Source organism: Desulfobaculum sp. SPO524, from assembly GCF_044987625.1.
In the GTDB taxonomy this organism is placed as follows: Bacteria; Desulfobacterota; Desulfovibrionia; order Desulfovibrionales; family Desulfovibrionaceae; genus Desulfobaculum.
Window position 1 is genome coordinate 89,772 of record NZ_JBJDSB010000005.1, and the last position, 12,216, is coordinate 101,987.

Below are 12,216 nucleotides of genomic sequence, written 5' to 3' on the forward strand. Positions count from 1 at the left end.
GGCAACGCCGCGCCCAGCGCCAAACGCTGTTCCCCAGCAGCACTGCGCCCTTAGGGCTTCCCGCCGCGCGGGGCACCCCCTTCCAGCCCCTCCGCCTTGCTCCACCATGGCTCACCGCCCCGCGCCCGCGCGGCATTGGCAAACGCCGCAAGGCGCGCTATAGCCCGTGCGTCGAGGAGACACACCACCCATGACGCACACCACGCCCGCCATATCCGTTGTTTTGCCCGCCTACAACGCCGCCCGGCACCTGCCAGCCTGTCTGGACAGCCTGCTGGCGCAGGACGCCGGGAACTATGACATCATCGCCGTTGACGACGGCTCCACCGACGACACCGCCCGCGTGCTCACGGACTACGCCGCCCGCCACGACCGGATGCGCGCCATCCTGCGCCCGCACGAGGGCGTGGCCGCCGCGTTCAACACGGGCATGGAGCACGCCACAGGCCGCTACATCGCACGCATGGACGCCGACGACACCTGCGACCCTCGCCGCCTGCGCCTGCAGGCCGAGCACCTGAGCGCCAACCCGCAGGTGGGGCTGGTGGCCAGCACCGTCACCTACGGCGGATGCCGGGAGACCTGCGCGGGCTACGCCCACCACGTGGACTGGACCAACACCCTGCTCAGCGCGGCAGACATCTTTCTGCACCGCTTTGTGGACCTGCCCTTTGCCAACCCGGCGGTGATGTTCCGGCGCGAATGCGTTGCCGCCCATGGCGGCGCTCTGGATGGGGATTTCCCGGAGGATTACGAAATGTGGCTCCGCTGGCTGGATGCCGGGGTGCGCATGGAAAAGCTCCCCCAGCCGCTGGTAACATGGAACGACCCGCCAACCCGCCTCACCCGCACGGACTGCCGCTACGACCAGATGGCATTCTACCGCGTGAAGGCGGCCTACCTTGCCCGCTGGCTGAGGCGCACCAGCCCGCACTGGCCGGAGGTCTACATCATCGGCGCAGGCCGCCCCACCCGCCAGCGCGCGGACCTGCTCCTTGACCACGGCGTGAACATCCGCGCCTATGTGGACATCGACCCGCGCAAAATCGGCAATATCATCGGCGGGCGCCCGGTCATCGGCCGCGCGGGCCTGCCCGCGCCGGGGGAGTGCTGCATCATCTCCTACGTCGGCAACCGCGGCGCGCGCGATGAGGTCGCGGAGTTTCTGACCGGGGCGGGCTACGTTATGGGACGGGATTTTCTGCTCGCCGCGTAAGGGACGCTTTGCGCCACTGCCGCCGGGGATTGTCCGAGGTCTCCACCACGGGCGGCGCATCCGGCCCGGCCCACGTCACGCGTGTGGCGCCGTCCCACCCCGGCGTAAAGAGTGGAATATGCCGCTCCGCCACAGCGCGGCGCACAACACGGTTCGGATAGCGGCGGTAATTGATGAATCCTGCCGAAGCCAGCGCAAGACGCGGGCGAACCGCATCATACAGCCCCGGAGCGAAACTGCTCTTGCTGCCGTGGTGCGGCAGGACCAGCACGTCCGCCCGCACATCCCGGCCGCTAGCCAGCACGCGGGCAATGCCTGCCTCCTCCACGTCACCGGGCACAAGGGCCAACCCGCGCCCCTTCCACACCAGACGCACCACCAGCGACGCATCATTCTTGCCCAGCGTGGCGCGCTCCGGCGTGCCCTGTGCCGGCGGCCCCAGCACCTCCAGCCACAGGTCCGGCGTCAGCAGTATGCGCTGGCCCGCGTGCCACGCTTCCGGCGTCAGCCCGGCGGCGCGGACATCCCCGCGCAGGCGCTGTACCTCAATATTCCCCGGCCAATCGCCATTGCCCGCAAAACGCCCCACCATAAACCGCCGCAGCAGGAAGGGATAGCCCCGGTAGTGGTCCGCATCAGGATGCGTCAACACGGCAATGTCCAGCCTGGGCGGACGCCCGTTGGCAAGGGCCGGCCCCACCACAGCGCGGCCAAGGTCAAATCCCGGCAGAGAACCGCCAGCGTCCAGCAGCACCCTCACGCCCCCCGGCGCGTCCACACACACGGCCTGACTCTGGCCCGTATCCAGCATGGTCAGGCGCACCCGGTCCTGCCCCTGCAAGACGCCGCGCACCAGACCGGGACCCGTCAACAGCATCACGCCCAAAAGCGCCGCCCACATCGCGCGCCGCCGCGCGCGGGCAAGCGCCAGCCCCACGGCGGCAACGGCAAGGGCGTAGCCAAACATCTGCGGCCACAGCGGACGCAGGGCCGCCACCTCGGGCAGCATGCCGCCATCCGCCAACATGTGGAGCACCGCGAGGCCCGCATCCAGCACGCCCGCCGCCACGCTCAAGCCCAAATGGCCAAAGGGCGCGGTCCACGGCGCCGCCAGCAGCGCCATGCCGCACAGCCCAAGGGGCATCACCACCAGCCCAAGCAGTGGCAGCCACAGGACGTTCATATACAGCCCAGCGGCCACACAGCCAAAATTGCTGACGATGAGGGGAAGGAGGGCGATATTGGTGCTGGCGCTCATAAGGAGCACCACCGCTCCGCCGCGCAGGGTGCGCTCCCACAAGGGAGCGCGGTGCCCGCCGTCATGCTGGAGCTGGGGCCGCCGAAAACGCCGCGCCACGTGCGCGGCGCACAGCTTAGCCGCATGCCACAGGGCCGGGGCAAACAGCCCAATACCCGCCACGGCCACCGCCGAAAGCTGCAAACGCAGGTCGTACACGGCCAGCGGGTCCATGGCGAGGATGCACACAAGGGCCACAAACAGCCCATCCACCAGCACGCGCTCGCGGTTGAGCAGAAGCAGCGCGCCCCACGCGGCAAACATAATGGCCGCGCGGACAAGGCTTGGGGAGCCGCCGCCAAGCCACACGTACCCCGCCACGCAAGGCGCGGCGAGGAGCACCGCCAGCTTGGGGCGCGGCACCCGCAAATACACGCCCGGCGCCACCAGTCCCACCAGCCACGCCGCGCCGACCCCCAGCCCCGCCGCAAAGCCAAGGTGCATCCCGGACAGGGCAAGGCTGTGGGCAAGGGACGCCTGCCGCATGACGTCAAAGGTGGGGGACTGCAAAAAGAATCTATCCCCGGTCAACAGCGCCGTCAGCATGGCCCGCCCCTGCGTCATGGGGCCGTCCCCGGCCACAGCGGTGACGATGCGGTGGCGCAGCCCTTCGGGCACCTGTCCGGACAGGTCGGGGTCGCCGCGCATGCCGCGCGTCCACCCACGCCAATACACGCCCCGCTGCGCCCAGTAGAACGCGGTGTTCCAGTTGCCGGGGTTCACATACCCCCGCGCCGGGCGCGCCCGTGTGGTGACGCTCACGCGCATCCCCACCCGCGGGTCCGCCGCCGGGTCCTGCCAATTCCATAAAAAGCGCCCCGGAACGCTGACCGTTTCGCCAGTATCGCGGCGGCACGTTGCCCCGCGCAGGAACATGCGCACCGCGCCGCGCGGGGAGCGCTGCACCTCGTCCACCACACCCGTCACGCGCACGCGTTCGCGCGCCTGCATCCACGCGGGCACCTCCGGCGGCGGCGCAGGGGCAACATACAGGCCAACGCCCCACCCCGCACAAAAAAACAGGGCCAGAGCACACACTCTGACCCAAAATCGTTTCGGAAAAGCGCCAAGGGCGCACAGGGCAAGGCCGCCAGCAATGGCGGCGTGGGGCTGGCGCAGCATCAGCATGCCCAGCATGGCCGCCCCGAAAAAGACCTGCCACGGCAAAAGCCCCGGCATAACAAGGGGCCGCGTCCCTGCGCCGCGAGCGGACATCCGCCTCCCCCTACGCTCCCGCGCCGTCTGTGGCCGTCATATGCAGTCGGCCAAGGATGATATCTGCCGCGCGCCCCGGAGCGCCCGGCTCACCCACCAGTTCCGCCAGCCGCGACAGCGTGGCGCGCACCTCGGCATTGGTGCGCGCATCCAAAAAGCCCAGCGCCTTGGCCGCGATGTCCTCAGGATTCGCATCCTCCTGCAACAGCTCGGGGAAGACCTCCGTATCCATAATGAGATTGGGCAGGCTGATGTAGGGCACATCCACAATGAGCCTGCCGAGGGCATAGGTCACGGGCGACAGGCGGTAGGCGATGACCGTGGGCACGCCCACAAGGGCCGTCTCCAGCGCCACCGTGCCCGACGCGGCAATAACCGCGCCGCTGCCGCGCATGGCGGCGTAGCGGTTTTCCGGCTCCTCAACGGTCACCGGAAGCCCGGCAGGGAGCGCGGCCTCAAGCGCCGCGCGGTCCACACCCGGAGCGCGGACCACGGTAAAGGTCAGCTCCGGGCGCACATGGTGCATACGCTTCGCGGCCGCCAAAAAATCCGGATACAGGGACTCAATCTCCTTGCGACGGCTGCCGGGAAGGATGAGCACGCGGTTCGGGTCCGGCTCCACATCCTCAATATCCGCAAAGGGAATCTGGTCCACCAGCGGATGCCCCACATAGTCGGCGTCCAGCCCGTGGGCGGCAAGGAAGGGCTTTTCAAAGGGCAGAATGCACAGCACCCGGTCCACCTTGTCGCGCAGAAAGTTCACGCGGCCCTTGCGCCACGCCCACACCTGCGGACAGATGTAATACAACACCGGGATGCCCAGCCGCCGGGCCATACGCACCACAAAGAAATTAAAGTCCGGCGCGTCAATGCACACCACGGCGCGTGGCCGCTCGGCCTTGAGGCGGGCGTAGATGCGGCGCATCAGCCCCAGCACGCGCGGCAGGTGGGCCACCACCTCGGTAACGCCCATCAGCGACAACTCGCTGATGTCAAAGACCTTTTTGCACCCCGCCTCTTCCATGGCGGAGCCGGCAAGGCCCATGCACCGCACGCCGGGGGCGCGCTGCCGCAAGGCGCGGACAAGCAGCGCTCCGTGCATATCGCCCGAAACTTCGCCCGCGCTCAGCCATATCGACTCGCCGTTACGCTTCGTACCCATATCGTTCCTACAGAAATTCAATCTTTGGCAGTCTGCCGAAAATTTGATAAACGCCAACGCACCAATAAGCGAATTGCACTGCAATGACAATGACGACGCCCGGCCATTTCGTGGGCCACGCCCCGGCACGGACGCACGACGTATTCACGCCCTTTCGTGGGCATTATCAAAGCGAGTCATGCTATCATGAGTAACAAAACCATGCGTGTAGGCGTTATCGGCCTCGGCTGGATGGGCAAAATCCATCTGCGCGTCTACTCCGAAATGGCCGACGTGGAAGTCGTCGGCGTTGTGGACACGGACGAAAACGTGCTGGCGGAAGTCCGCGAGCGCTTCGGCGTTGCCACCTACAGCGACATTGACGACCTGCTTGCCCAGCCTATGGACGCCGTGAGCGTCTGCGTGCCCACGGTGTACCACCTGCCCGTCGGCCTCAAGGTCATGGACAAGAACATCCCCCTGCTTATCGAAAAGCCCCTCGCCGCTTCCGCCGACGAAGGCCGCCAACTCATCGAAAAGGCGCAGGAAAAGAACCTGCCCCTCATGGTCGGCCACATCGAGCGCTTCAATCAGGCCGTGCAGCGCGTGAAGAGCCTTGTTGAAGGCGAAGACGTGGTGTCCATCAACATCGAGCGAGTTGGCCCCTACCCGCCCCGCATTCAGGATGTGGGCGTCATCAAGGACCTCGGCTCCCACGACATCGACCTCATTCGCTTCATCACCGGCGCAGAGTACGACAAGGTCTTCGCCGTTACGTCGTCCTCCCTTGGCAAGCATGAGGACTCCGCTCTCATCACCGCCCAGATGGACAACGGCGTGCTGGCCCAGATCAACACCAACTGGGTGACGCCCTACAAGTCCCGCTGCATCAGCGTGGCGACGAAGAGCAAGTACATCCACGCCAACCTCGTGACGCAGGAAGTGAAGGAATACAGCAAGTTTGAGGGCTACGACGCCAACTACATGGTGCGCGAATGGCCCGTTATGTTCCGCGAGCCCGTGCCGCTGGAACTCAAGGCCTTCCTCAGCGCCCTGCGCGATGGCACCGAGGTGCCCATCACCGGCCGCGACGGCCTGTACGTGCTGGAAACCATCGAGCGCGTGCTTGATCCGGAAAACGCCTAGCGCTTCCGGTCACCACACAAAAAAGCGCCCCGCTTCGGCATTGCCGAGGCGGGGCGTTTTCTGTGCGTTACTGCCGCCGCACGGGGCGGCGGCCAGCGGAAAGGCTTAGTCGCGGGCGCGGGTGATGCGCGCGCCAACGCCCTCCAGCTTGTGTTCAATATTCTCGTAGCCCCGGTCCAGATGGTAGATGCGCTGGACCTCCGTGGAGCCTTTGGCGGCCAGACCGGCCAGCACCAAGGACGCGCTGGCGCGCAGGTCCGAGGCCATCACCGGCGCGCCGATGAGGCTGTCCACGCCGCGCACCATGGCCGTGCGGCCATCAAGGGTGATGTGCGCGCCCATGCGGCTCAGCTCCTGCACGTGCATGAAGCGGTTCTCGAATATGGTTTCCTTAATCATTCCGGAGCCTTGGCTCAGGCACATCAGGGCCATAATCTGGGCCTGCATGTCCGTGGGAAAGCCGGGGAACGGCAAGGTCACCACGTCCACGCCGTGCACGCCCCCGCCATTACGGCGGGCCACGACCACGTCGCCCTTCTCCTCAATATACACGCCCATCTCGCGCAGCTTGGCGATGACGGCCTCCAGCTCAAACATGGGGCAGTCCTCAAGCAACAGCTCGCCGTCGGTGATGGCAGCGGCGCAGAGGTAGGTGCCCGCCTCAATGCGGTCGGGCATGATGCGGTATTCGCAGCCGGAGAGGCGCTCCACGCCCTCAATGGTAATAATGCTGGTGCCCTGTCCGGTAATCTTGGCCCCGCAGGCGCACAGGAAGTTGGCAAGGTCCACCACTTCCGGCTCGCGCGCGGCGTTGACGAGAACGGTTTCGCCTTCGGCAAGGGCCGCGGCCATGAGCAGGTTTTCGGTGCCGCCCACGGTGGGGAAGTCGAACTGAATATGTGCGCCGCGCAGTCTGCCGTCGCAGGTGCCGTGGATGTAGCCCTGCTCCAGATCAAACGTTGCGCCCATCTTTTCCAACGCCTTGAGGTGCAGATCCACCGGGCGCGAGCCAATGGCGCAGCCGCCGGGCAGGGACACGCGGGCCTCGCACAGGCGCGCCAGCAGCGGGCCAAGGCACAGCACGGAGGCGCGCATGGTCTTCACCAGCTCGTAGGGCGCTTCGGGCACAAGGGTGCCGGGCGTCACCGTAACGGTGCCGTTTTCAAATGTGGTCCCGCATCCCAGAATGTCCAGAAGACGCAGCGTGGTATTAATATCGCGAAGATTGGGAACGTTGGTATATGTAACAGGTCCGTCAACGGCCAGGCTGGCCAGAAGAATGGGCAGTGCGGCGTTCTTGGAACCGCTGACTCGTATCCGGCCTTCCAATGGGCGTCCGCCCTCGATGATGAGTTTTTCCATGAAATTGCTTTCGCCTTTTTTTGAGCAAATCAATAAAATTGCTTGACCGTCATGCTGACCTCGGCTATCAGAGCCTCCGCAACACGGTGGGTGTAGCTCAGTTGGTAGAGCACTTGGTTGTGGCCCAAGTGGCCGTGGGTTCAAGTCCCATCACTCACCCCATATGCACTTAAAGCCTCGTCATTGACGGGGCTTTTTTTGTGCCCATAGTGCGCCGCGCCGGGCCGAAAGCCTCCGCCCGCGCGTGCGGCCGGGCGCCACGACGCGCCCCGTGCCGACTGTCTCGGGACTTTCATTATCTCCGGCTGTTTTGTCAACTCCTGCCGCGCCATTTCCGTGGCCCCCGCGCGCCCCGGCAAGGGCGCTTCGCCGCCGGATTTGCCCGCCCTGCCAGCCCCGCGCCGCGCCCAAGCCCTGTACACAAAAATGTCCTCCGGCGGACACATTTGACAGCGCGGCCCCCGCCTACGCCGTGACGGACCCTGCGAAAACCCTCCGCGGCGCGCCGCACGAGCGCCCCCCCTTTGTCCGCAGTCCCACCGCGCCGCTTCAACGCGCCCCCTCCAAATGGCCCCATCCAGTAGAAATTTCGCCTTGGCGGCGATTTGTTGCCAATCTTCTCTTGACCAATGGCGGCTCCTTGGCTATCACTCCCTTCACCACACGGTGGGTGTAGCTCAGTTGGTAGAGCACTTGGTTGTGGCCCAAGTGGCCGTGGGTTCAAGTCCCATCACTCACCCCAGTATGGATTCAAGGCTCCGCACATGCGGAGCCTTTTTTCCGTGCATCCTTTGCCCGGCTCCCGGCAGTTCCCGTTCCCTGCACCGCTTGCCGACACGTTCGCACAACAGGCTCGCCCAACACATTCGCCCGATACGTCTGTAGGATACGCCATGCGCCCAGCCGCCGTTCTCGTCATCATCACCGCCCTTGCGGCCATTACTGCCGCCGTGCTGCTGGTCAGCACGCAGGACTACGCCTTCACGTTTTCCTCCCCCAGCCCCCGTCTTGTCAGCAAAGTCGCGCACGAGGTCCACACCGTGCCCGCGTCAAAGCCATTTTTGCGCTTTGTGGACGAAACCAAGCTGACCCGCACCCTCAACCGCCACGAAAAGCTCCTGTCCAACGTGCAGATTTCCCTGCAGGACGGCGCGTTTCGCGACTCCCTGCCCCCGGAGAACCAAGGCGACCGCGTAGCCTGCTACGCCATCACCATGCAGACCGAATCCGACGACACCATTCAGATACTCTCGCGCCGCATCAAGGCCCGTCACCTGACGGCGTCCCTTATCCGGTCCATTGAGGACGGCATAGACCAATACTACACGTCCACCAGCCGCCACCCGTCGCGCGGGGGCCGGACCATTACGGTCTCCTGACCCTTCCACGCCAGCGCCGCCCCCACAAACGCAAAAAAGCGGCCCACACAATGAGGCCGCTTGCAGATGCAAATATGGTCTGGATGACGCATGCCATAAGTCCGGCGTCTGCGTGCTCTGGAATATGTTTTGACTGTAGGGCCAGGGGATGGCGGACTCGCTTCGGCTTGCCGCACGCTCTCTCAGCACCCGCCCGCATGTGACGCACGCCTGATGCCCCGCATAATACGGAGCACCTCTCCCTTCCCCAAAAGATATCCTGCCCTAAGCACTCCACCCTGACGAGCCGCAATGAGCGCGGCGCGCTTTCACGGCGCACACGGCGGCGCACACGTCGGCGCATTCATCTGAAGGGGAACACCGCTCGGGAAACTTCCCCATCCGGCGCGCGCCGCGACGCACGCGCTACAGGTAGCCCACCTGCCCGAGGGCCTGCTTGAATACGCGCCATGCCTCCTGCTGGTCCTGCACAAGGACGAAATTTTCGCGCAGGTCGCCGTCGTCAAACGCGCCCTCGCGCCAGCGCCCCTCCTCCTGAACGAAGGTCTCGTGCATTTCGGACGAAGCCACCATGACCCGGTGGGTCACTGTGTCCCTGTAAACTCTTGGACTTGTTGTAAATCGGGTCGATACGATAGGCATAGTACTCTTCCGGATCACAGGTCTAGCGCAGAATAACGTGTCATCCTCATGGATTACGTTCCCATCTTGTAGCGTTGGCCCGTGCAAATGACAAGCGCCGGCGCCACTTTTTCCATGCTTCCAAGGCGTTGCACGCTTTGTGCTCCCGCCGCATTTTCCATTGCCGCAGCACTCCACAGTCTATACAAAGCCTGTTATACTCTCGCGGAGACACGGGGTGGACCACAGCGCCCATCATGTACGCAGCACGAATGCATACTTTTCTTCCATGAATTGAAAATAGAGATTTGCCGTTACGTCATGCGCACCTTTGCCACCATCTTCAGCCTTCTTTCCGCAATCCTCATTCCCATTGGACTGCATTACTTCGGCCTTGTGGACCTCACCTCGCCCACACCGCGCGTGCGCATTCCGCTGTCCGTCTTCTATGCCGACGGACCATGCCCCTTCACCCTCTCCGCGCAGGACAAGAAGCTGGTGGAAGACGCCCTGCGCAAGCATCATCCCATCGTTGAGGGCGCAAGCCTGTTCATTGAGCCGCATGTCACAGCCAGCGGCGGGCCGGGGTTCGAGTCGCGCCCGGTTCCGGCCTTTAGCCTCAACATCGCCCTTGAATCCGGCGACGCCCTTGATGTGCGCCACCGCGTGGTGCGTGACAAGTCCCTGCCCCACACCATTGCGGACACCGTCCAGCGCGCCATAGCCCAATACCTGCAAATGGACCTTGCCCCCAGCCCGGGCGTGCGCCGCACCATTACCATCTCCGGCCCACAATCCCGCCTGCCCGCGCGCCTCTGCCGCCTGCCAGCATAAAAAAACGGCCTGCCACAGGGGCAGACCGTTCAAGATTCGTCCATCAGCGGCGCGGCTCAAGCACTTGGCCGCAGCGCCGCGCACCGCCTTAGGCGCCACGCAAAACGCGCGCATCGCCAACGCGCACCGTCACCTTTTCCTTATCCAGATACTCCATGACCGGAATGGCGAACTTGCGCGACAGCGTCGTAAGCTCTTTGAAGTCCGGGGCCGTCATCTGGCCCTTGTCCGTGATGAAGCCCACCACCATGTCCTGCAAGCGCTGCATGGCCGGGGTGTGGAAGTACATGTCCTCCTTCACCTTCACCAGCTCGCCAGCCTGCACCAACAGGCGAAAGACCGGGGCGGCCTCCTTGAAGGTGACACCCAGCGGGTCCAGCACGTCGCGCACGTTTGGCGGGGTGATGCCGCCAGCCGCGTAGGCGTCCTTGATGGTCGCCTGCAATTTTTCCTGATCCGCCGCAAGGGAGACCTTGTGCTCCGGCAGACGCACGCGCTCGGCCTCGGCCACCAGCGCCTTTTGCTTCACCAGCCGCTCCACCACAAAGTGGATGAGCTTTTCCGGCAAAGCGCGCCCCCACTTGGACGAGGCAAGCTCGCCGCGCACCACGCCCTGCTCCATGGGCTTGGCCTTGTGGTAGGCCGCCACAGCCTCCACAGCGCCAGCCGCAAGGCGCTCCACCTCCGCGCCGGCCACAAATCCGCGCGCGTCCTTATCGAACAAAAACGCCGCGCCCTTGCTCATAAGCTGCTGCATGGTCTTGTCCAGCGCCTTGGATTCCAGATTGGACATGGTCATCAGCTGGGCAAAGGTGAGGCCCTCGGCCCCGGCAAGTTCAAGCTGCGCCGTCACAACGTCTGCGGGGTCCTCACTGCGCAGACGGTCCAGACGCGCCATGGCGTCATCCGAGAAGCGCTTGACCTTGCGCCCAAGGGGATTCACCACCATGCCGCCCGCAATGGTCCGCAGGGGCGAGAAAGACCGCAGCACGACGCGGTCGCCGTACACGGCGGGCATGGGGTCGCTGAAGCGCACCTGACAGATGGCGGTTTCGCCGGGCTTCAAGACGTCCCGGTCCAGCAGATAGATGCGCGCCAGCACCTCCTTGGTGCCGTGGTGGAAGTGCAGTTCCTTGCGGTGCTTAAGCTCCTTGCCCGCCGAGGCAAGGTAGGTCAGCTCCACATCCCACACGGTGCTGGGGAACAGCGTCCCCGGACGCGCCATAACCTCGCCGCGCGAGATGTCCTCCACCTCCAGCCCCGCAAGGTTCACGGCGGTGCGGCGGCCGGCCGGGGCCTCCTCCACGCTGTCGCCATGGGACTGCAGACTGCGCACCTTGGCGCGCGTTCCTGCGGGGTAGAGTTCCACCTCCTCGCCGATGCGCACGGCGCCGGATACCAGCGTCCCGGTCACCACAGTACCGTGCCCGCGCAGGGTAAACACCCGGTCGATGGGCAGGCGCAACAGGTCCGAGCGGCGGCGCGCGGCAAAGCCCGCGGCCATATCCTGCACGGCCTGACGCACCTCCTCCAGCCCGTCGCCCGTGTGGGACGACACCGGCAACACCTGCGCGTCCTCAAGGAAGGTCCCGGCGAGCACGCCGGACAAATCCTCGCGCACCAGCTCCAGCCAATCCGCGTCCACCATATCGGCCTTGGTAAGGGCCACCAGCCCGTGCTTCACGCCGAGCAGGGTACAAATCTCCAGATGCTCCCGCGTCTGGGGCATAACGCCCTCGTCCGCCGCCACAACCAGCAGGACGAAGTCCACCCCCGATGCGCCTGCGACCATATTTTTAACAAAGCGCTCATGGCCGGGAACGTCAATAATGCCGAGGCGTTTCCCGTTTGGCATATCCCAATGGGCAAAGCCCAGTTCAATGGTTATGCCGCGCTTTTTTTCCTCGGCCAGTCTGTCGCAATCAATGCCGGTGAGGGCCTTCACCAGCGTGGTTTTGCCGTGGTCGATATGTCCGGCTGTGCCCATGATGACAGGCATGGTTCC

9 protein-coding genes and 2 tRNA genes are annotated in these 12,216 nt (G+C 65.0%); 6 read left to right on the forward strand and 5 right to left on the reverse strand.

Going from position 1 to position 12,216, the window contains the following annotated elements:
- The first annotated feature begins 190 nt into the window (after positions 1–190).
- Positions 191–1,216 carry a glycosyltransferase gene (locus ACI3L3_RS14710; RefSeq protein WP_404845907.1) on the forward strand — a complete coding sequence of 342 codons (1,026 nt, stop codon included), beginning with the start codon at positions 191–193 and terminating at the stop codon, positions 1,214–1,216.
- Here the strand turns inward: ACI3L3_RS14710 and ACI3L3_RS14715 are convergent.
- Both ACI3L3_RS14715 and lpxB read right to left on the reverse strand, forming a co-directional pair.
- Positions 1,185–3,728, reverse strand: a complete 2,544-nt coding sequence (locus ACI3L3_RS14715) for a DNA internalization-related competence protein ComEC/Rec2 (RefSeq protein ID WP_404845908.1) — start codon at positions 3,726–3,728, stop codon at positions 1,185–1,187. The two genes, ACI3L3_RS14710 and ACI3L3_RS14715, sit on opposite strands and share 32 nt — an antisense overlap.
- 10 nt (positions 3,729–3,738) lie before the next feature.
- On the reverse strand, positions 3,739–4,890 hold the full coding sequence (gene lpxB / locus ACI3L3_RS14720) for a lipid-A-disaccharide synthase (RefSeq protein WP_404845909.1): 1,152 nt from the start codon (positions 4,888–4,890) through the stop codon (positions 3,739–3,741).
- Between the two features lie 186 nt (positions 4,891–5,076).
- Between lpxB and ACI3L3_RS14725 the strand changes: the two genes are divergently transcribed.
- Positions 5,077–6,015, forward strand: a complete 939-nt coding sequence (locus ACI3L3_RS14725; protein WP_404845910.1) for a Gfo/Idh/MocA family oxidoreductase — start codon at positions 5,077–5,079, stop codon at positions 6,013–6,015.
- Positions 6,016–6,120: 105 nt separating this feature from the next.
- Here ACI3L3_RS14725 and murA read toward each other — a convergent pair whose 3' ends face one another.
- Positions 6,121–7,377: a UDP-N-acetylglucosamine 1-carboxyvinyltransferase gene (murA, locus tag ACI3L3_RS14730; RefSeq protein ID WP_404845911.1), complete on the reverse strand. Its 1,257-nt coding sequence runs from the start codon at positions 7,375–7,377 to the stop codon at positions 6,121–6,123.
- Between the two features lie 86 nt (positions 7,378–7,463).
- Here murA and ACI3L3_RS14735 point away from each other — a divergent pair.
- The 3 genes from ACI3L3_RS14735 (at position 7,464) to ACI3L3_RS14745 (ending at position 8,756) form a co-directional block, all read left to right on the forward strand.
- Positions 7,464–7,539, forward strand: a tRNA-His gene (locus tag ACI3L3_RS14735).
- 504 nt (positions 7,540–8,043) lie between these two features.
- Positions 8,044–8,119, forward strand: a tRNA-His gene (locus ACI3L3_RS14740).
- Positions 8,120–8,270: 151 nt separating this feature from the next.
- Positions 8,271–8,756: a hypothetical protein gene (locus tag ACI3L3_RS14745; protein ID WP_404845912.1), complete on the forward strand. Its 486-nt coding sequence runs from the start codon at positions 8,271–8,273 to the stop codon at positions 8,754–8,756.
- A gap of 405 nt (positions 8,757–9,161) precedes the next feature.
- On the opposite strand, the gene ACI3L3_RS14750 is transcribed toward ACI3L3_RS14745, so the two are convergent.
- Complete coding sequence (locus ACI3L3_RS14750; RefSeq protein ID WP_404845913.1) at positions 9,162–9,344, reverse strand: hypothetical protein; 183 nt, start codon at positions 9,342–9,344, stop codon at positions 9,162–9,164.
- 354 nt (positions 9,345–9,698) lie between these two features.
- On the opposite strand from ACI3L3_RS14750, the gene ACI3L3_RS14755 reads away from it, so the two are divergent.
- On the forward strand, positions 9,699–10,211 hold the full coding sequence (locus tag ACI3L3_RS14755; RefSeq protein WP_404845914.1) for a hypothetical protein: 513 nt from the start codon (positions 9,699–9,701) through the stop codon (positions 10,209–10,211).
- A gap of 88 nt (positions 10,212–10,299) precedes the next feature.
- Here ACI3L3_RS14755 and selB read toward each other — a convergent pair whose 3' ends face one another.
- The gene (selB, locus tag ACI3L3_RS14760) at positions 10,300–12,210 is read right to left on the reverse strand and encodes a selenocysteine-specific translation elongation factor (protein ID WP_404845915.1); all 1,911 of its coding nucleotides are present in this window, start codon (positions 12,208–12,210) and stop codon (positions 10,300–10,302) included.
- Between the last annotated feature and the right edge of the window lie 6 nt (positions 12,211–12,216).